Genomic DNA, 18,885 nt, shown 5'->3' on the forward strand with positions numbered 1-18,885 from the left:
AGGCCTTTGGACGATAAAAACAACCGTGCTTCGACAAGCTCCGCACGAACGGGTTTGGAAAGCGCTCTCTAACCGCTCGCCCCGGCCTTGTCGAAGGGGCGTATTCGTTTAAGTGCCAGTAGCTGAAATGTCAGAGCAGAAACCCGCAGCGAAACCCTGGATCCTCGGCATCCACGCCTATGTCCCCGGCAAGGCCAGGTCCGCCGATGGGCGTGCGCTGATCAAGCTCTCGGCCAATGAGAACCCGCTCGGTACCAGCGAGGTCGCGCTCGCGGCGCGTTCGGCTGCGGCGGGGCCAGCGCACTACCCCGATCCGGGTTCGACCGCGCTGCGCGAGGCAATCGGCGCGCTGCACGGGATCGACCCGGCGCGGATCGTCTGCGGCACGGGCTCGGACGAGCTGCTCAATCTCGCGGCGCAGGGCTTTGCCGGTCCCGGCGACGAGGTGCTGTTCGGGCGCTACAGCTTCGCGGTCTACGACATTGCCGCGCGGCGTTGCGGCGCAACCCCGGTCGAGGCGGCGGACAGGGACTATGCGCTCGACGTCGATGCACTGCTGGGTGCCGTGACGGAGAAGACCCGCGTGGTGTTCGTCGCCAATCCGAACAACCCCACCGGCACCTATATGCCGCGGGCCGAGCTCGAGCGGCTGCATGACGGCCTGCCGCGCGATTTGCTGCTGGTGGTCGACCAGGCCTATGCCGAATATCTCGGCGAGGGCGAGGATGATGGCGGGATGGAGCTCGCCGCGCGTCACGACAACGTGCTGGTCACGCGCACCTTCTCCAAGATCTATGGCCTCGCCGGAGAGCGCGTAGGCTGGGCGACGGGCGCGCCGCATCTGGTGGATGTGCTCAACCGCATTCGCGGGCCTTTCAACGTCACCGCGAGCGGGCAAGCCGCAGCACTGGCCGCGCTCGGCGACCTGAACTTCGTGGCGCAGAGCCGCGAGCATAACGCGGCCGAGCTGGCGCGCTTTACCGAAGTCATCGAAAGCCTCGGCAACCACGGCTTGCGCGCCGTGCCCAGCAAGGCCAATTTCCTGCTCGTGCTGTTCGAAGGCGAGCTCAAGGCCGTGACCGCGCTCGATGCCATCGCCGAGGCTGGCTATGCCGTCCGCCACATCCCTGTGCCGGGGCTGTCCGATGCGCTGCGCATTACCATCGGCCGGAGCGAAGACATGGCTGCCATAGCCGAAGTGCTGCGCAGCCTGACGGGAGAAACCGCGTGAGTATCGACCGGGTTGCGATCATCGGGCTCGGCCTGCTCGGCGGATCGATCGGACGCGCAGTGGCGCAGCATGCGCCCGCAATCGCGACGAGTGGATACGACGCCGATCCCGCTGTGCGAGCAAAGGCGCGCGAACTTGGCCTCGTCGCAACGATCAGCAACACTGCCGCCGACGCCGTGCGGGATGCGGATCTTGTCGTCCTCTGCGTTCCGGTCGGCGCGATGGCCGCGGCTGCCCGCGATATCGCCGAGGCACTCCCGCCCCAGGCCATCGTCAGCGACGTCGGTTCGTCCAAGCAGAGCGTTCTCGACGACCTGCGCGCTGCCCTGCCCGGTCATGCGGTCATCCCGGCGCACCCGGTTGCCGGGACCGAGCAGAGCGGGCCGGAGGCGGGCTTCGCCTCGCTGTTCGAGAACCGCTGGTGCATCCTTACCCCGCCCGAGGGCGCGGACGAGGCGGCGGTCGAGACCCTGTCCGAGTTCTGGCGCAAGCTCGGCGCGCGGATCGAGATCATGGATGCGGAGCATCACGATCTCGTGCTGGCCGTCACCAGCCACATCCCGCACCTCATCGCCTACACCATCGTCGGCACGGCTAGCGACCTGGAAGAAGTGACGCGCGGCGAAGTGATCAAGTACTCCGCCGGCGGGTTTCGCGATTTCACCCGCATCGCCGCCTCGGACCCGACCATGTGGCGCGACGTGTTCCTCAACAACAAGAGCGCAGTGCTCGAAATGCTCGGGCGCTTCACCGAGGATCTCACCGCGCTCCAGCGCGCGATCCGCTCGGGCGATGGCGACAAGCTGCACGACCTCTTTTCGCGGACGCGTGCAATCCGGCGGGGCATCATCGAGGAAGGCCAGGACGACGAGCGGCCCGACTTCGGACGCGAGCATTAGTCGCCCGTTTCGGCGAAGCTCCGCTAACGTCCCAATTGCGGACGTCGCAAAACCCTGCAATCACAGCAACATGCGATGGCCATATCCCCGGACGCCAGAGTTGGGCAAAGCGCTTCCCACAACCTACTCCGAGGGCGAGAGAGAGTTTGACGAGCGGGTTAAATCTCGGTTCCCAGTAGGTAGCAATGAAGCCGACCTAATCGCTTATGTCAGTATGGACGGATTCCAGCTTGATCGAGGAGGCGGAGACATTCGTTCGGCAACACTCATTCGCGGTCTCGTTATCAAGACGTTCTGGTCAATTCGCTGGCGTTCGAAAGCTGGTAAGATTGAAGATGTTTGGGGCGTTTACGGTGCCGTTGCACCATAAACGCGCATGACCGCTTCCCACCCAATTCCCCCCAATCACTCGTTCAGCGCGTTCATCGCTTCCTGCACCCGCGCCTCGGCTTCGGCACGCGGCAAGCCTGCGGGGATCACCTCGCCGAACTTGTAGGTGATCACCCCGCTGCGCTTCCACCGGCGGTGATAGAGCGGACCGCTGTTCACCGCGACCGGCACGACCGGCACGCCGAGCAGTTTGTAGATTCCGGCAAAACCGGCCTGCAGCGGCGCTGGCCCACCATGCGGCACGCGCGTCCCTTCGGGAAAGATGACCAGCGGACGCCCCTCGGCGAGCCGGTCCTTCGCAGCGTTGAGCATGTGGCGAAGCGCGCGCGCGCCCTCGTCGCGCGAGACCGGCGTCAGGCCATAAACCCGCGCCGAGCGCCCCCAGAACGGGATCCGGAACAGTTCGCGCTTGGCAAACACCGAGGGGAACGGGAGCAGGGTCGGCGCGTCGATCGCCTCGAAGAAGCTCTCGTGCTTCATCGCGATCAGCACCGGTTCTGTCGGAATTTCGCCTTCCACGCGCACCTCGATCCCGAGGATGTGGGTGACGCACCAGCGATGCCAGTCGGTCCACATTCGCACGACCCGCCGCAACCGATCGCGCCCGAGGAAGGACGAAACCCCGGCCGCAAACACCAGCACCGAACTGATCAGATAGAAAACGGGGTAGAATAGAATGCTACGCAGGATCGCCACGAAGGCCTCACCAATCGATCAGGCCGGCAAGAATGCTCGCCAGCAACTTGTGATATTCGAGAAACAGCGCGCCCATGCTCGGTTCCGAAGGCACGGCGTCGCGCACGACCTCGACCTTGTCGGGCAGCACGCGGTTCAGTTCACTCGCCGCGCGCCGCATGTGCCAGTCGGTGGTAACGAGGCGGAGCGACTTGATGTCGTTCTCTCTCACCCATTGCGCCGTCTCGGCCGCATTGCTGCGGGTGTCGACCGCGGCGAACCCCAGCGTCACACAGCATTCCATCCGCTCGGGCGACACTTCGAATTCGGCGGCGAATTCCTCCGGCTTCACCTCGCGGTCGACGCCAGTCACCAGCATCATCCGGGCCAGCCCCTGGTCGAGCACTTCGAGCCCATGCGGGATACGCCCCGCGCCACCGGTCGGAACAATGACGGCGTCGGTTTCGACGTCTGTCGCGGGCTGCGGCAGAGCCGCGGCGAACCACAGGAAACCGATCGCCCACAGCAGCAGGATGGCAGAGAGGATGCGGCGGATCATAGCATGCGCCTTAGCCGCGTCAGCACCGTCATACGAGCGGTGATTATCGACAGAATTATGCCGCCGAGCGGGATCGCCGCGAGTACGACCCAGTCGATGCCATGCAGGCCGCCGCCCGAGACCATGCCCGAATCGAGCGCCTCGAATTGCGAGCCGAGCAACAGGACCACGCCGACCCCAAGCGCCAATCCGGCTGCCCCGCCCAGCACGGCATCGAAGCCGACCGAGCGCTGGAATACCCGGGCAATCTGGCTGTCCGTTCCGCCCAGCAGGTGGACGATCTCGATCGTCCCGCGATTGCTCGAAAAGGCACTCCGCGTCGCCAGCCACACCGCGGCAATACTGGTGAGCGCCAGCAGGAGCACGAGCGCCAGCGCCAGGTACTGCATCGCCGACAGCGCCGAATAGACCGGCTTCAGCCACTCCGACTGCGCGTCGACCCGGGCGCGGGGGACCTCGTCCTCCAGCAGGGCCTGCAGCCGCACCACCTCCGCCTCGCTCGCCGTGCGGCGCAGCTGCACGTCGATCAGCGCCGGGATCGGCACGGCATCGCCGGCACTCCCCGTACCGAGCCAGGGTTCGAGCAATTCGCCCAGCTCATCCTCGGGCACGACGCGATAGGATTGGACCGCCGGGTCTTCGCTCAGGATCTCGCCGACCCGCGCCGTCAGCTGGGCGCGCCGCTGGACATTGGCTTCGACCACCTGAACCGTCACCGCGCCCGACAACTCGCCCCATGCCCGCTCCGCCAGATTGCCGAGTGCCAGTCCGCCTGCGGCTGCGATCACGGTCAATGCGATCATGATCGCGAGCACCCAGGGCACCGGTCCCGCCATGCGCGACTGCGGCATCAGGCTCGCCGCCCGATCGCCGCCGAAGCGCACCAGGCCGCGGGCCAGCGAGCGGCCATCGAGGGGTGGCTTCTTCATTCCGCCGATCCTGTCGCTGCGGCGGCCGCGCCGCTTGCCGGGGTTCCTCCTGGACGCGGCGGGAAGCGCAAGGCGCCGGTGGGATCGAACAGCCGCCCCTTGTCGAGCCGCATGATCAGCGAATTGGGCACCTTCTTGAGCAGGTGGACGTCGTGGGTCGCAACGATCACCGTGGTGCCAAGCCGGTTGAGCGCCTCGAACAGCCGCAGCAGCTTGAGCGCCATTTCCGGATCGACGTTGCCGGTCGGCTCGTCGGCCACCAGCAATTCGGGACGACCGATGACCGCGCGAGCGATCGCCACGCGCTGCTGCTCCCCGCCAGAAAGCGTCGCGGGGACCGCATCGGCGCGGTGCGTCAGTCCGACCCAGTCGAGCATGTCGGCGACCGGCTTCTGCAGGTCGTCCTCGCGCACGCCAGCGATACGCAGCGGCAGCGCGACATTATCGAAAGCCGACAGGTGATCGATCAGGCGGAAATCCTGGAACACCGTGCCCAGCCTGCGGCGAAACGCCGGGAGATCTTCCCGCGGCATGGTGATGATGTCCTTGCCGAACATCCGGATCGCTCCGCGCGAGGGGCGCTGCGAGAGGTACAGTAGCTTCAGCAAGCTGGTCTTGCCCGCCCCGCTGGCCCCGGTGAGAAAGTAGAAACTGCCCGGATAGAGCGTGAAGGAGAGGTTGCGCAGCACCTCTGGATCGGTGCCGTAACGCAGCCCGACATTGTCGAAAGTCACGATATCGCCCTGGCGCTCGCTCATCATTTGCCGGCGTTCAGGGGGATTGGGGCAGCGGAACCTGTCATCTCGCAGGGGCTATAGCGGGGCTTCGATGTGGAAAAAAGCGTGTTTGGCCCCGCGCTTGCGGGTCGCGCCCTTGTTGGCGGAAGTCCGCGCGCTTAATGCTTTACAAGATATGATTATCGCCTGCCCCGCCTGCAAGACCCGCTATGTCGTGCCGGACGCCGCAATCGGCATCGAGGGCCGGACCGTGCGGTGCGCCAAGTGCAAGCACAGCTGGTTCCAGGACGGACCGAAAATCGAAACGCCGGCTGCGCAGGCGCCCGTGGTCGAACGGACTGCCCCGCCGCCACCGCCGCCACCTCCTGCGCCGGACCCCGAACCGGCCGAGGAACCCACCGCCGATAGCGAACCTCCAGCGGAGGAAACCGGCGCCGAGGAAGCGCCCGCCGAGCCGGCCCAGCCTTCGGTCAGCCATTGGCGCACTTCCGACCGGCCCGAGCGCGAAGCAGAGGCAGAAGAAGACGCTACTGAGGCGGCACCCGAGCCCGAGGACGAAGCGCCTCCGCCACCCGAATACGACGGTCCCGCCGTGGAAGAGGAAGCAACCTCGAACACCACGACCTTCTACTACGACAACGACGCCGACGTTTCGCAGTTCGACTACCAGCCGCCGTTCCGCGCGCGCCGCAACCCGCTCAAGCTTTGGACCGCGGCTGCCGTGGTGTTTGCGGTCCTCGCGTTCGCCACGATCATCGCCGTCAACATGTTCGGACTGCCGTCGTGGGTACCGATCGAGCGGCCAACCTTCGCCATGGCCGAGCCCGACCTCCAGCTCGATTTCCCGGCCGACCAGCAGGACCGCCGCACGCTCCCCAACGGGACTGAGTATTTCGGCGCCAGCGGTACGGTGACCAATGTCGGGCGCGAAACCGCCAATGTGCCCTCGATCCTGATCGTCCTGCGCGATGAACGCGACCGGATCGTCTACAGCTGGGAAGTGGTGCCGCCGCAATCCTCACTCGCGCCGGGCGAAACACTGACTATCCGCGAAGCGGTCACCGATGTTCCGCGTTCGGCCAAGTTCGCCGAGATCGGCTGGAAGCCCAGCTAGCGCCGGGCCAGCGCGTTCAGGAAAATTCGAACCAGACTTCGCCGTTCGCGGTGCGCTTGCGTTGTGGCGGAAGAAAGTCGTCCTGCTGGGTGATCTCGCCATTCTCAAGCTGCAGCGTGACAGGCCGCAAGATGCGCGCCGAAGCATTTGCCTGGGAGGTCGACGCCGTTTGCATCCTTGCCCCGGCTTGCGGCGCGACCGCCGGTTGGCCAGTCGCGGCCTGGGCCAAGATCAGGAAGGCGGCTGCCATGCTCATGTCGAATGGTTTCCGGCATGGTAACCATTTTCGCAAGCGATCTGGTAACGCAGTCCCGCGGCGGGACAGGCCGGCGCCGCCACCCTAACCGGCGAGGGAGTCGGGCATTGGGCTGGACGACGCACGGCCATGTGCACAGGAGTGCAGCAAAGTGCTTGCGGTGCGTAGAAGCTGTTGCTAGGGGGCCGCACCTACTCGCGAGGGGGTGACGATTCAGCCCTTCTTGATGACTGTGTGCGGTCGTGGCGGAACTGGTAGACGCGCAACGTTGAGGTCGTTGTGGCCGAAAGGCCGTGGAAGTTCGAGTCTTCTCGACCGCACCATACAGTCAAGTGGCTAGCTCTCCTGGAGTGCCTCCGGAAATTCGCCGCAATACGTGCGTTCCCTCTCGCCCATTGGCTGGGGCGCAGTTCCGTGCCGACACTTTCCTTCTGGGGCGTAGGACATTCTGCCAATGGCAAATGCTCCGCGGCAAATATCACCGCAAAAGGGGTAGCTCCCTCCCTTCGCCGGCTGCGTCGGACGAGAACCCCTGCCTGCCAGCCGGGATCGCTCCCAATGGAGCTATCACGCGGGCGCGACTACCGCACCGCGAGCTTCCTTCGGATACCCCTTTAGGACTGATCCCTAATTCCGCTTTCCGGCAATCCCATCCGCCAGTAGCTTGTTTACTATAGATTATCCGCTTTTCTATGGATTGCCGGCCAACCACGTCATGATCGAGGGCTGAACCGGTGTCCGGTTAAGTGACGTTAGGGTCCAGATGCACATTGACGTAATTATTGCCACGACCGACAGAGCCGACATTGTCGGCGAGACGATCTCGTGGCTCCGAAACCAGGAGCGAATGCCCGATCGAGTGGTGATCGTTGGCGCGGCCGAAGACGACCTCCCCAGCGGGCTCGAGGTACCCTTCCCGATCGTGGAGATCATTGCCGAGAAGGGGCTTTGCAACCAGCGCAACGCGGGCCTCGATTTCGCCTGCGCCAAGGCCGATCTCGTCATGTTCTTCGACGACGATTTCTTTGCCGAGAAGCACTACCTCGCGAACATGGAGGAGATGTTTACTGCCGATACCGATCTCGTCGGCGTTACCGGCGACCTGATCGCCGATGGCGCACAAACAGGGGCGATCGGCAGCAGCGAGGCATGCGCAACGCTCAGTTCCTATCATCCGGTCGAAGAGCGCAACGACCGATCCTGCACCTGGCTTTACGGCTGCAACATGGGGTTCCGCACTACGGCATGCGAAACGCTGCGCTTCGATACCAACCTGCCGTTCTACGGCTGGCAGGAGGACGTCGATTTCTCCGCCCGACTGCTCGAATTCGGGAAGCTCACGCGCAGTAATGCGCTGACCGGTATCCACCTGGGCACTCGGCGAGGCCGGACCTCGGGTCTGCGGCTCGGCTATTCGCAAGTTGCCAACGTCCTGTACCTTCAGCGCAAGGGAACAATGCGATATTATGACGGCTGGCGCCTGATGCTCGGCAATCTGGCAGCCAACCTTGTGGGTAGCTTGCGACCCGAGCCGGAGATCGATCGCCGCGGCAGGCTCCGCGGAAATGCGATTGCGTTCATCGATCTCCTGCGCGGCCGGATGGACCCGCGCCGAATAATCGCCATGTGACCTTGCCGTGAGAAAGGATTCCCGGGCGGGGCCGCAAGACAGGTCGAGGGAGCGGATGCCGTAAGGCAGCGTTGAACGATGAGCATGAAACGCGGTCTCGTTCGTGGTGCCTTCTCCCTTGGCGGAGCGCGCGCCGTTACCAGCGCCTTCAACGCCGTCGCGCTGCTCATCCTTGCGCGCCTGCTTACACCGCACGATTTCGGTGTCGCTGCGATTGCTTCGGCGGTGCTTTACTTCATCGTCTCGCTGACCCAGTTTTCTATCTACCAGGCTCTCGTCCAGCGGTCTGAGGTCGAGCAGGAGCATATCGACACAGCCTGGTCCATCGCCCTGATCCGCAGCCTGACGATCGTGGCGTTTTTTGTCCTCGCTTCCTGGCCGCTCGCCCTTCTTTACGACGATCCCGAGATGCTGAGCGTGTTCATGGTCGTCGGCCTGACCGGCGGCGTCATGGGCCTCTACAATCCGCATATCGTACTCGCCCAGAAGGGTATGCGCTTCGCTCCCATGGCACTGTTCCAGCTCTGCCGATGCGTCGGCCTCGTAGCAGTGGTCATCCTCGCCATCATCTTCCGCAGCTTCTGGGCGATCATCATCGGCAACCTCATCGGCGCGGCATTGGCCTCGCTGATCAGCTACGTCATGATTCCGTACCGCCCGCGCTTCACCCTCGCGCGTTTCCGGGATCTGTGGGGCTTCTCCGGGTGGCTGTTCCTCAACCAGCTATGCGAGACAATTAACTGGCGTTTCGATCAGCTGGCGATCAGCGTACTCGTGCCCAAGGCACAGATGGGTATCTACGCTATCGCCTACAGCCTGGCGATCATTCCAACGCGCGAGACGATCCAGCCCTTGCGCGAAATCCTGTTTCCGGGGCTGGCGAATCTGACCAATGACAGGCCAAGGCTGACGCGGGCATTCGTGCGCGCGCAATCGAGCATGGCAGCCATCTCGACTCCGCTGGCTCTGGGCCTTGCACTGGTCGCCGAACCGGCGGTGATGGTTATGCTGGGCCCGCAATGGTCCGAGGCGGCCGTTTTCGTCCAGATCTTCGCGGTGACCTCGGCAATCGGCGCTTTCGTATCCTGTACCGCCTCGGCAGCGATGGCGCTGGGGGCAACCCGGGTCGTTTTCCTGCAGCAGTTCTGGACGCTCATGGCACGCGTGCCGCTGGTCTTGGCCGGATTGCATTTCTATGGCCTGGTGGGCGCCGCTCTGGCCGGACTGTTGAGCGAGATCATTCTGGCGACGATATCGCTGCGCTTTGTCCGCTCGCTCTTGGGACTCCCGATATTCCAACAGTTGCGCATGCATTGGTCGACCTTGCTGTCGCTCGCCGTCATGTCTGCATCGGTGCTGGCGGCCGAGTTGCTCGTCAATCCGACCTTCGAGGCGAACATTGTGCGCTTCATCCTGCTCGTGCTGGTCGGAGGGGTGGCCTATGTCGGTACCAACCTCGCTCTGTGGGCAGCGGGCGGGAGAAAGGAAGGACCCGTGCACGAGCTGATCGACATCGCCGCGCAGATGGTGCCAGCCCGCTTCAAGGCCGTCGGGCCCGCGTGATTGTCCTAAATCGGCGCCGCAACTAGCGCGGGCGAATGCGGGGAACTGACCTACCGCTCCCTCATTACTCTCACTCGAAAATCCCCGCCGAAACCTGCCGGCAATGCCTATTCCTGAACCGCGGTATCGCCCGGCGCATTCTCAGCGCAACGCGCCGCCTGCTCTGCCTCGTTCCTCTCGTAGATCCTGACGTAATCGACATACAGCCGCGAAGGGTCGGGCGTCTGGTCGATCGGGTACCCCGGTCCCATCGCAAGGTTCACCAGCGGATGGAGCGGCGTCTGGTGCTCAGGAGGAGTCGGGAAACGGGCGACCTGCACCCGGTCGAAATAGTAGGTCACGTGTTCCGGATCCACTTCCACGCCAAAGGTATGAAAGCGCTCCGTAAGCTGGCCCGGAGTGACCGATATCCGGTCGCCCTTCGAACGGTTAGGCCCTTCGCCCGAACGCAGGAACCAGACATGCATGGCAATGGAGTACTTGTTTGTCCGGTGGCCATAGTATTCTATGACATCGATTTCGACCTTGGGCCGGTTGTCCGAAGTCGGCTTGAGACTGATGAGCCAGAAGGCGGGCCAAAGACCCGGCCCGGGAGGCAACTTCATGCTCGCCTCGAAATAGCCGTATCGCACACCTGTTCCGGCACCCGTCTTGTCGGCGGCGGCAAGCAGCCCGGAACCCCACCGGTCCCGCTCGCCCTTCCTGGCGGTGATGACCAGCTTCCCGTCCTCGATGCCGAAAGGACCCTCAGGACCCGGGTTGAGGAAGCGTGCGTCCCCGAAATCGCCGTTCCAGGGGGTGTGTGCAATCCAGCGCTTGCCGTCCAGCATCCACGGGTTGACGCTGAGGGTGTCGAACTCTTCGGAAAAGACCAGATCGAATGCGCAAATGTCGAGCGGCTTCCCCGGCGAAAGCGGGGTCTGCGCACTCGAAGCCAGGAAAAATGTGGCGGCGAGAGTCAGCGACTTCATGAACCGATCGTAGGGGGGGCAACGCCGGCAAACAATTGCCCGGAATAGCGAGCCCGACGCCTAAATTCATACTTTCGAATAGGCAGGCAGGATGCAGCAGCAAGTACAGCAGGCGAACGCGCTCCAAAAGCCACCAATTTCGAAAGTCCGTCGCGGCCGAATTCTCTAGCTAAGCCAAATGAATGGCTGACTAATCCGTTTGTCCACTCGCTTGGACACGGCACCCTGGTGCAAGTTGAACTGGTCCGATGTGACAAATCCAATCACCACCCGAGGCATCAGGTGCCGTTAGCCACCCTGTCCCGGCCAGGTGGCCGATAGACTTCGCAGGGGCAAGAAAATGTGGCGGCAGAAGGGAAGGGATTTGGATCGCATTGCCGAACATTACTTTGAAATCGACGACACCCCCGGTTCGGAACAGCCGGGCGTAGATGACGGCCCCTTGCGTGACCAAGCTCCGATCCCGATCGCGGTCTTCAACGTCAAGTACAGCCCCAACCTGGGCGACGGCGTAATCGCGGAATGTCTCGAGCATTCCCTCCGCACGGCCGAGCCGTCATTGCGTCCCTATTCCATCGATCTGGCGGGTCGTGAAAGTTTCGACGCCTCCAACGGCGGTCGCCGCCGGTGGCTGATCAGCGCGCTCGAGACTCTGCCCTCCGGTGTTCGCCGTTACGCCGTACCCCTCGCACTAAGGGCGTTGGTCGGCATAAGGCTCGCGCGGCGCTGGCGCGAACAACTCCGGGGTGCGAAGGCAGTCGTCGTCGGCGGCGGCAATCTCTTCGCCGACCGTGACCAGAATTTCCCGATCAAGATCTCTTCAGCACTGGAGCTGGCCCGCGACCTCCGCCTGCCCGTCGCGATCGCCGCCATCGGCGTCGGCAAGGAATGGTCTAAGGCAGGAAGATCGCGGCTGACCCGGGCGATCTCCCGGTCGCGTGTAGTTTCGATCAGCGTGCGCGACGGGATTTCCCAGCACCATTGGCAGGAATACTTGTCGGCATCCGGTACGGATCGGGTGCCGATAGCGCTCGATCCCGGCCTGCTTGCGGCGCGGGTCTACGGAACCGACGACAAGGCCGACCGCGCAGATACGATCGGTATTTGTCTGACGGCCCCCGAAGTGCTGCGGCTGCACGGCCAGCACGGCGCCGATCGCTGCGATCTAGAGTGGATGGTGGAGTTCGTCTCGGCCTTGCTGGGGCAAGACCACAGGCTGGTCCTGTTCACGAACGGCAGCCCCGAAGACCAGCATTTCCTCGATCTCGTATACGCACGGCTTCCAAAGGACCCGCGCCTCTCGCGAGCTGACCGGTTCACAAAGCCGCGTGACCTCGCCCGCTTCATCGGCTCACTACAGGGTGTCGTCGCCCATCGGCTCCACGCCTGTATCGTCGCGCATTCCTACGGCGTGCCGACGGCGGGGTTGGTCTGGGACGCCAAGCTCGAAGGATTCTTCACCACGATCGGCAGAGCGCCGCACCTGATCGATCCGTCCATGCTGGGTCCCTTCGAAGCGGCGAGAATGTCCATCGACACCATGTCGGCAATTCCCGATCCCACCGAAGTCGCCGCACTTCAAGACGATTGCTTCGGCTCGATCGCCGACCTCGCAGGCCTCGTAAATACGCAGGCGGTTGCAGCATGAGCGCGCATATCGTCATCATCAACGACCTGAGCGAACCGATGGGTGGAGCTTCCCTCCTCGCGTTGAAGTCGGCCATCGAGTTTGCGGATCGGGGGCACCGCGTTACCTTCGTTACCGGCGATGACGGAAGCGATCTCCTGCGCGATGCCGGGGTGGAGATCGTGGCGCTCGGACAGCAACGGCTGCTGGCCGCCGGGGTCGCCAAGAGCGCAGTCCGCGGGCTTTACAATCCTGGCGCCCGCAAGATGCTTGAGCGCTGGATCCAGGCGAACGACAACGGGCGCGCGGTCTATCACCTGCACGGCTGGGCGCAGATTCTCTCGCCGTCGATCTTCGTTCCGCTGCGCAAGGTCGCCGACCGGCTTATCATGAGCGCTCACGACTTCTTCGTCACTTGCCCCAACGGAGCGATGTACGATTTCAAGCGCCAGAAGCACTGCGAGTTGAAGCCCATGAGCACGCAATGCGTGATGCGCAATTGCGACCGCCGCAGCTACCTTCAGAAGGGCTGGCGTTTGGCCCGCCATTCGGTGCTGGCGCAGACCAGGCCTGGGTTCGACGAATTCCCGCCGCTGATGCTCATTCACAAGAGCATGGCCGACTATTTCGCCAAGGGTGGTGTCGAAGCGCGGGACATGTTCGTCTTGCCGAACCCCATAACGCCATTTTGCAACAGCCGCGTTCCGGCCGAGACGAACAAGGCGGCGCTTTTCGTCGGCCGCATCGAATGCACGAAGGGGATTGATCGCGCCGCCGAAGCGTGCCGACGGGCCGGCATCCCGCTGATTGCGATCGGGACGGGCGAGCTCCTGTCCCGCTTGCGCGAGACCTATCCCGAGCATCAGTGGCTGGGATGGAAGCCGGCCGAATCAATCGGCGCCTACGCCGCCCAGGCCAGGATGCTGCTCATGCCAAGCACCGCCATCGAGCCCTTCGGCCTTACCGCGGTTGAAGGGTTGTGGAGCGGACTACCTGTCGTATTCTCGGATCGGGCCCTGCTGGCCGGTGAAATCAAGCAGGCCGGGGCAGGCGCAGGGGTCGACCCCTACGACATCGATGGCTTCGCTGCCTTGCTCAAGTCCTGGACCGGCAACGACCCGCTGGTGCGTGGGCTCAGCATCAATGCCATCGAGGGTACTCGGGGATTGGCTCTGAGCTGGAATGCCTGGATCGAACGGCTGCAGGAGAGCTACGAGGCCATCCTGCGCGGCGGAAAATCCGAACTCGCAAAGCTGTATGACACCGAAGACAGCGAAGTGGCTCCCATAACCTATCGAACGTCAAAACCCCTTCGGGAGGCAGCATTTCGTTCGAACACGGACCTGAGCAATGCGGCTGGATAGCACGCGCATCGACCGCAACTATTTCGGTGCCTTCGAACGGCACGAGGCGCGCTTTCGCAGCAAGGGCGGGCGCGCGTTGAACTTCTTCTTCGTCGTGCCGCACGAATACAGGCACTGGCTGAATGAGCGGATGGACCACTGGTTGGTGCTGGGCGCAACGTCGGCGGCGATCTTCGGCGAGAATTACGCTCAGGATGAACCGGTTTCCGCCACGCTCAGACGCAATGTCGAGTGCCTGACCAGGCAATGGGCAGCCTGGTATCCCCGCGCAAAACCGGTTTCGATCGAGGCTCCGACAGTCGACGATGAGGAAGGGGGAGCAAGTCTTGTTTCGAGAGGACAGGGGCTTCTGTTCACCGGAGGGGTGGATTCAACCTTCACTCTCGCGCGCCGGGCGGAAGAAACCGATATCCTGATCAAGGCCATTTTCGACTGGGATGACGAGAGCCATCTCGTCGAACAATTGCGGTCGGAGAAGCGCAACGTTCACGGCAAGGACGTCCTGCCCATCGGAACCAATGTCCTGCGCGCATTCCCCGAGTTCGCCGATGCTTGGGCCTATCGCACGCACGGGCCCGCGCTGGGGGCGATCGCCCATATCGTCTCTCAAGGCGTCGACCGGGTAATCTTCTCCTCGTCGCGCACCTACGGCACGCTGGTGCCATGGGGTTCGCATCCGCTGACTGATCCGCTGCTTTCGTCCCGCGATCTGAAGTTCGAACACTACGGCGCCGAATTCACTCGTCTCGAGAAAATCATGCGGATCGCCAAGCATCCCGAATATATCTCCGAACTCGATGTCTGCGGGCTGGAGCCGGCCTTGAAGGGCAATCGCGTCAACTGTTCGCGCTGCAAGAAATGCCTGCGGACCATGATCTCACTGGATACGGCCAATGTGTCGCCCAACCGGGCCAGCACCTTCGATTGGTCTCACTACAGTCTCGAGGCGATCCGCCGGACGCGGTTGCACCATCCCAACGAGTATCCCGTGTTTCACGAATTGCTCGACGATGCGATCGCCAATGGCAGGGACGACCTCGCCGATGCCATCCGGTCCGCGATTCACCGGTCCTATATCTATTATCCCCTGGGTGCGATCGAGAGCTTCCTAAGACGGCGCTTTCCCTCCCAGATCGTCAATCGCCCGATCTTCCGGCACGCCAAATACACGCTGTTCAGGCTGCGGGAGAGATGGACATGACGAGCGAGATGCAACCTCCCGAAGCTATCGCCGGGCCATCGTTGATCGGGATTCGCAAGCGCAATTCCGTGGCATTCGTGCAAGCGGTGTTCGACGCCTACCGCGATGGGCAGCTCTTTGCCGTGCTTGACGACGACGCCGTCCTCCCTCGGCTCGACGGATACAGCGCCCGCTCGATAATCGATCCCGGACCGGGGGGCGGGTGGTTCGAAGGCAAGCTCGCCCCGCGTCGAACCGATGATCCCGCACAGATTGTCTTCACATCGGGTACCGAGGGCGAGCCGAAAGCGATCGTGATCTCATATCGCGCCCTCGCTGACACCGTCGACCGACTGAACGGCGTCATGCAGGTCGACGGCTCGATCCGCGAATATGTCGGCGTCCCGGTGACCTATTCCTTCGGCCTGGGGCGATGCCGGGCGGTGGCGACCGTAGGCGGCAAGTTCTTCATTCCCCAGCACGGCTTCGACCCGCTGGAAATCCGCGACATGCTGCGTTCGGGCGAGATCAACGCCTTGTCGGCGGTGCCCGCCTTGCTGCGGCTGCTCCTCAAGGAGCCGAATGTCCTGCAAGGCCACGGCGCCGCGTTGAAATGGCTCGAGATCGGCAGCCAGTACATGAGCCGCCGCGAAAAGGAGCAGGTCAAGGCGTTGTTCCCGAACGCCGTGATCGTCCAGCACTATGGCCTTACCGAAGCCTCGCGCTCGACCTTCCTCGTGATTAGCGAGACCGCAGGGGAAGGGCTGGAATCCGTGGGCCGCCCTGTCGGCCAGGTAGAGGTGAGGACACGCGATGACGGCCGCATCCAGTTGCGCGGCCCGCATCTGGCAACGGGCCGGATCCTCGACGGAGACATCGTGCCGATCGCCGACGAGGATGGCTGGCTCACGACCGGCGACAACGGACATTTCGCTGGCGGAATGCTGTCGTTCGACGGGCGCGCAGACGATGTGATCAACAGCGGCGGGATCAAGGTCGATCCCGCGCAGCTGGAAGGGGAAGTGCTTCAGGCGCTCGGATTGAAGGGCGGGCTTGCCATCGCCCGGATTCCTGACGAGCGGCGAGGAGAGGGTTTCTTCGTGGGCCTGCAGAAGTCAGCGGGGTGCGAGCCCGATCAGGCCGCCGAGGCCGTGCACGATGCCCTGCGGCGCCGCGATATTGCCGCGGGATCTTCGGTGAGAGCGCAATATGTAGATCAGATCCCCACGACCGTGACCGGCAAGGTGCGCAGGCATGCGCTCGCCGAACTCTATTCGCCCTCGGTTCCCGCCGCACCGTCTCCGGCGGCAGGCTTGCCGGGTGTCCGCGGCCTTTATGCGAAGATGTTCGAACTGGCGGAAGTTCCCGACACTGCCAGTTTTCAGGATCTGGGCGGCGATTCGCTCAACTACGTCGAAATGTCGATCGCGCTCGAAAGCGAGTTGGGTGCGCTGCCACAGAACTGGGACGTGCTGCCGGTTGCTCGATTGGCGGAAATGGAGGGCGCTGCCTCGCCAAAGCCAGCGACCATGGAAACTGGCATTTTTTTGCGGGCATTCGCCATCACCTGTGTCGTCGGGACGCACTCCGGCATCGCAATCCTCGGCGGCGGCACCTTCCTGCTGTTCTTCCTGATTGGCTACAACCTTGCGCGGTTCAAGGCGCCCGCACTGCTCGAGGGCAAGGTCCTGTCCTCGCTCGTGCCCTACACCAAAACCTTGATCATCCCGTATTTCATACTGGCCGTCCTGTTCATGGCCTATCGCCGGGAATTCCAGCTCGACACCTTGCTGCTGTACACCAATCTCACCGAGCTGCGCCTCACCCAGATCTTCCCGTTCTGGTTCGTCCAGGTGCTGGTGCAGTGCCTGGCCCTGACCGGACTCTTGCTTCTCATTCCTCAAGTGAGGGCGATCGCGAAACGAGAGCCGTGGCGCTTCGCCTTTGGTCTCACTGCCATCCTCGTCGGCATCTGGGCGATCTTCCCGGCCATCTGGGACACCGATCATCTGCGCAACCTTGTCCCGCAGCGTTATATCGCACTGCTTTGGCTCGGCTGGTGCTGCTTTGCGGCCCAGACCACGCGTCAGAAGCTGATGGCCTTGGCCCTGGGGCTGACATTTGCCTTCATAGATTCGGGCGTTTCGCGCAGGTCAGCCTGGATCGCTCTGGGCGTGGTGGCCACTCTCTATGTCCCGATGATCCCGGTTCCCCGGTCGCTACGTTCAGCTATCCAGTATGTCTCGGCAGCGACCTTCACGATCTTCGCCCTGAACGGGATCCTGGCCTGGGGGATATCGATGGTCTTCGAAAGGGTCTTCGGGCAATCCTGGAGCCCCATCACATTCGGTCTGACGTTCATCGGATGCCTGATCGGCTACGAGGCGATCAGACGAATTGAGCTACTGAAGCCTGTCATTCCGCGATTGTTGCGCCGTTCCGATAGCCGCAAGGGAAAGGATTTCCCCGGTCGGATAGCCGGATCCGCCGAGAGCCCCGTGCCTTGACCCTCGAATCAGCCATGGCCGAACGAAAGTACGGTTTGACCGAATTTCGCGGCTGGCTGACTGGTCAATTCAACTGGTTTGTCCTGCTGCTGGTGCTGGCAGTAGAGGCGGTCTTTGTCACCTTGCATGTGGTGACAGGCGCCCTGATGCCGAAAATCCCGCATCTCCTGAACATATCGCAAGACGGGAGCGCATCGGAATGGTTCGGTTATGCAGTCATGGCCGCCAGTGCCGTGATCATGTTTCGTGCCTACCGGCGCGAGCGGGTTGCGCTCTACCTGACCTTTGCCGTCGTCCTCGTGACGATGGTGCTGGACGACAGTCTCACGATCCACGAAAGCCTCGGGCGATATTTCAGCGAGTGGGATTATCTCGACCGGCTTCCCGGGCCATTGGCAAAGGACAGCGGTGAGCTGGTGGCGTGGGGCGCCATCGCCCTGTTCCTTGCCCCCTGGGGCATCTATGGCCTCGTCAAGACGCCGCCACGCCAATGGCCGAGCATCTTCATCCTCACCGGCCTGGTCGGCCTGCTTGGCTTTTTCGCCGTCGGGATCGATTTCCTGCACGAACCGATCTGCGCAGCGTTCGACCACGCCGGATACTGTTTCCAGATATTCGACCTCGTGGAAGATGGCGGCGAGATGCTCGCACAGGCGCTGATCCTCGCGCATGTGTTCGAACGATTTGCGGCAACGCCGGACACGGATGCGAGAGCACCAGTTGCGGATGCCGGATAGCCTCGCAATGAGAGTGGGGACCTCGCCGCTTGACCATCGGGTTCGCGCGCGACACACCATGCAGCAATGCTGACGCTTCTCATCTCGCTCATCCTCGTCGCCCTGACGATCGGCGTCCATTACGAGGTGCTCCGCTTCACCTCGTCCCGCCTGACCCATCTTCCCTGGCCGCCGCGGATGCGGATCATCGCCATCCTCACCGCAGCGCTGACATCGCATATGGTTCATGCCTTCATCTATGCGGTTGCCTTCCTGTGGCTCGAGGAAATCGGCGGATTCGGAACGATTGGCGGCCAACGCGGACACAGCCTGGAAGACGCGTTCTATTTCTCGATCACCAGCTACACGACGCTCGGGATCGGTGACCTCTACCCGACCGGGGCGCTGCGGATCATCAGCGGAATCGAGGCCTTGAACGGGCTGGTCATGGTCGGCTGGAGCGCCTCGATGACCTATCTCTACATGGAAAAGTTCTGGCACCTGCGGCCCCGCAAGCCGCGCCACCACAAGGACTGA

General features: G+C 63.2%; 17 protein-coding genes and 1 tRNA gene. 12 read left to right on the forward strand and 6 right to left on the reverse strand.

All coding sequences use genetic code 11. The features are described 5' to 3' along the window. Window positions 1-127: 127 nt before the first annotated feature. Together hisC and P7228_RS04455 are read left to right on the forward strand one after the other, a co-directional pair. A complete protein-coding gene (gene hisC / locus P7228_RS04450; protein ID WP_278017010.1) occupies window positions 128-1,231 on the forward strand; it encodes a histidinol-phosphate transaminase in 1,104 nt (367 codons plus the stop codon). After that, a complete protein-coding gene (locus P7228_RS04455) occupies window positions 1,228-2,130 on the forward strand; it encodes a prephenate/arogenate dehydrogenase family protein (protein WP_278017011.1) in 903 nt (300 codons plus the stop codon). The genes hisC and P7228_RS04455 overlap by 4 nt, the downstream gene beginning before the upstream one ends. Before the next feature lie 405 nt (window positions 2,131-2,535). On the opposite strand, the gene P7228_RS04460 is transcribed toward P7228_RS04455, so the two are convergent. Genes P7228_RS04460 through ftsE form a run of 4 tightly spaced genes read right to left on the reverse strand, consistent with a single transcriptional unit; the run spans window position 2,536 to window position 5,441 of the window. Continuing rightward, the gene (locus tag P7228_RS04460; RefSeq protein WP_278017012.1) at window positions 2,536-3,216 is read right to left on the reverse strand and encodes a lysophospholipid acyltransferase family protein; all 681 of its coding nucleotides are present in this window, start codon (window positions 3,214-3,216) and stop codon (window positions 2,536-2,538) included. Window positions 3,217-3,223: 7 nt separating this feature from the next. Continuing rightward, on the reverse strand, window positions 3,224-3,754 hold the full coding sequence (locus P7228_RS04465) for a YdcF family protein (RefSeq protein ID WP_278017013.1): 531 nt from the start codon (window positions 3,752-3,754) through the stop codon (window positions 3,224-3,226). Further along, the gene (locus P7228_RS04470) at window positions 3,751-4,683 is read right to left on the reverse strand and encodes a cell division protein FtsX (RefSeq protein WP_278017014.1); all 933 of its coding nucleotides are present in this window, start codon (window positions 4,681-4,683) and stop codon (window positions 3,751-3,753) included. The genes P7228_RS04465 and P7228_RS04470 overlap by 4 nt, the downstream gene beginning before the upstream one ends. Then, the gene (ftsE, locus tag P7228_RS04475) at window positions 4,680-5,441 is read right to left on the reverse strand and encodes a cell division ATP-binding protein FtsE (RefSeq protein ID WP_278017015.1); all 762 of its coding nucleotides are present in this window, start codon (window positions 5,439-5,441) and stop codon (window positions 4,680-4,682) included. The genes P7228_RS04470 and ftsE overlap by 4 nt, the downstream gene beginning before the upstream one ends. Window positions 5,442-5,595: 154 nt before the next feature. Between ftsE and P7228_RS04480 the strand changes: the two genes are divergently transcribed. Next, entirely contained in the window at window positions 5,596-6,534 is a 939-nt protein-coding gene (locus tag P7228_RS04480; protein WP_278017016.1) for an MJ0042-type zinc finger domain-containing protein, read from the forward strand. Window positions 6,535-6,550: 16 nt separating this feature from the next. On the opposite strand, the gene P7228_RS04485 is transcribed toward P7228_RS04480, so the two are convergent. Continuing rightward, on the reverse strand, window positions 6,551-6,790 hold the full coding sequence (locus P7228_RS04485; RefSeq protein ID WP_278017017.1) for a hypothetical protein: 240 nt from the start codon (window positions 6,788-6,790) through the stop codon (window positions 6,551-6,553). A gap of 236 nt (window positions 6,791-7,026) precedes the next feature. On the opposite strand from P7228_RS04485, the gene P7228_RS04490 reads away from it, so the two are divergent. From P7228_RS04490 to P7228_RS04500, 3 genes are all read left to right on the forward strand, one after another. After that, window positions 7,027-7,113 (forward strand) — tRNA-Leu (locus tag P7228_RS04490). A 440-nt stretch (window positions 7,114-7,553) separates the two neighbouring features. After that, window positions 7,554-8,420 carry a glycosyltransferase family 2 protein gene (locus P7228_RS04495; RefSeq protein ID WP_278017018.1) on the forward strand — a complete coding sequence of 289 codons (867 nt, stop codon included), beginning with the start codon at window positions 7,554-7,556 and terminating at the stop codon, window positions 8,418-8,420. A 78-nt stretch (window positions 8,421-8,498) separates the two neighbouring features. Then, window positions 8,499-9,983: a lipopolysaccharide biosynthesis protein gene (locus tag P7228_RS04500; RefSeq protein WP_278017019.1), complete on the forward strand. Its 1,485-nt coding sequence runs from the start codon at window positions 8,499-8,501 to the stop codon at window positions 9,981-9,983. Window positions 9,984-10,090: 107 nt separating this feature from the next. Here P7228_RS04500 and P7228_RS04505 read toward each other — a convergent pair whose 3' ends face one another. Continuing rightward, a complete protein-coding gene (locus tag P7228_RS04505; RefSeq protein WP_278017020.1) occupies window positions 10,091-10,954 on the reverse strand; it encodes a glycoside hydrolase family 16 protein in 864 nt (287 codons plus the stop codon). 364 nt (window positions 10,955-11,318) lie between these two features. Here P7228_RS04505 and P7228_RS04510 point away from each other — a divergent pair, with 364 nt between their 5' ends. The 6 genes from P7228_RS04510 to P7228_RS04535 all read left to right on the forward strand — a co-directional run bounded on the left by P7228_RS04510 (window position 11,319) and on the right by P7228_RS04535 (window position 18,885). Continuing rightward, complete coding sequence (locus P7228_RS04510) at window positions 11,319-12,602, forward strand: polysaccharide pyruvyl transferase family protein (RefSeq protein ID WP_278017021.1); 1,284 nt, start codon at window positions 11,319-11,321, stop codon at window positions 12,600-12,602. After that, complete coding sequence (locus P7228_RS04515; RefSeq protein ID WP_278017022.1) at window positions 12,599-13,945, forward strand: glycosyltransferase family 4 protein; 1,347 nt, start codon at window positions 12,599-12,601, stop codon at window positions 13,943-13,945. Before P7228_RS04510 ends, P7228_RS04515 begins: the two co-directional genes overlap by 4 nt. Further along, entirely contained in the window at window positions 13,932-15,146 is a 1,215-nt protein-coding gene (locus P7228_RS04520; RefSeq protein WP_278017023.1) for a hypothetical protein, read from the forward strand. Before P7228_RS04515 ends, P7228_RS04520 begins: the two co-directional genes overlap by 14 nt. Further along, a complete protein-coding gene (locus P7228_RS04525; RefSeq protein ID WP_278017024.1) occupies window positions 15,143-17,632 on the forward strand; it encodes an AMP-binding protein in 2,490 nt (829 codons plus the stop codon). Before P7228_RS04520 ends, P7228_RS04525 begins: the two co-directional genes overlap by 4 nt. Before the next feature lie 14 nt (window positions 17,633-17,646). Continuing rightward, on the forward strand, window positions 17,647-18,369 hold the full coding sequence (locus tag P7228_RS04530) for a hypothetical protein (protein WP_278017025.1): 723 nt from the start codon (window positions 17,647-17,649) through the stop codon (window positions 18,367-18,369). A gap of 66 nt (window positions 18,370-18,435) precedes the next feature. Continuing rightward, entirely contained in the window at window positions 18,436-18,885 is a 450-nt protein-coding gene (locus P7228_RS04535; RefSeq protein ID WP_278017026.1) for a potassium channel family protein, read from the forward strand.

The organism is Altererythrobacter sp. CAU 1644 (assembly GCF_029623755.1).
Taxonomy (GTDB): domain Bacteria; phylum Pseudomonadota; class Alphaproteobacteria; order Sphingomonadales; family Sphingomonadaceae; genus Erythrobacter; species Erythrobacter arenosus.

What these genes read in the sequence shown, in the direction of transcription:
- P7228_RS04485 (WP_278017017.1), bottom strand. Translation starts at nt 6,790, where the DNA reads ATGAGCATGGCAGCCGCCTTCCTGATCTTGGCCCAGGCCGCGACTGGC.
- P7228_RS04505 (WP_278017020.1), bottom strand. Translation starts at nt 10,954, where the DNA reads ATGAAGTCGCTGACTCTCGCCGCCACATTTTTCCTGGCTTCGAGTGCG.
- P7228_RS04465 (WP_278017013.1), bottom strand. Translation starts at nt 3,754, where the DNA reads ATGATCCGCCGCATCCTCTCTGCCATCCTGCTGCTGTGGGCGATCGGT.
- P7228_RS04530 (WP_278017025.1), top strand. Translation starts at nt 17,647, where the DNA reads ATGGCCGAACGAAAGTACGGTTTGACCGAATTTCGCGGCTGGCTGACT.
- P7228_RS04500 (WP_278017019.1), top strand. Translation starts at nt 8,499, where the DNA reads ATGAGCATGAAACGCGGTCTCGTTCGTGGTGCCTTCTCCCTTGGCGGA.
- hisC (WP_278017010.1), top strand. Translation starts at nt 128, where the DNA reads ATGTCAGAGCAGAAACCCGCAGCGAAACCCTGGATCCTCGGCATCCAC.
- P7228_RS04480 (WP_278017016.1), top strand. Translation starts at nt 5,596, where the DNA reads ATGATTATCGCCTGCCCCGCCTGCAAGACCCGCTATGTCGTGCCGGAC.
- P7228_RS04525 (WP_278017024.1), top strand. Translation starts at nt 15,143, where the DNA reads ATGACGAGCGAGATGCAACCTCCCGAAGCTATCGCCGGGCCATCGTTG.
- P7228_RS04520 (WP_278017023.1), top strand. Translation starts at nt 13,932, where the DNA reads ATGCGGCTGGATAGCACGCGCATCGACCGCAACTATTTCGGTGCCTTC.
- P7228_RS04495 (WP_278017018.1), top strand. Translation starts at nt 7,554, where the DNA reads ATGCACATTGACGTAATTATTGCCACGACCGACAGAGCCGACATTGTC.
- P7228_RS04470 (WP_278017014.1), bottom strand. Translation starts at nt 4,683, where the DNA reads ATGAAGAAGCCACCCCTCGATGGCCGCTCGCTGGCCCGCGGCCTGGTG.
- ftsE (WP_278017015.1), bottom strand. Translation starts at nt 5,441, where the DNA reads ATGAGCGAGCGCCAGGGCGATATCGTGACTTTCGACAATGTCGGGCTG.
- P7228_RS04515 (WP_278017022.1), top strand. Translation starts at nt 12,599, where the DNA reads ATGAGCGCGCATATCGTCATCATCAACGACCTGAGCGAACCGATGGGT.
- P7228_RS04535 (WP_278017026.1), top strand. Translation starts at nt 18,436, where the DNA reads ATGCTGACGCTTCTCATCTCGCTCATCCTCGTCGCCCTGACGATCGGC.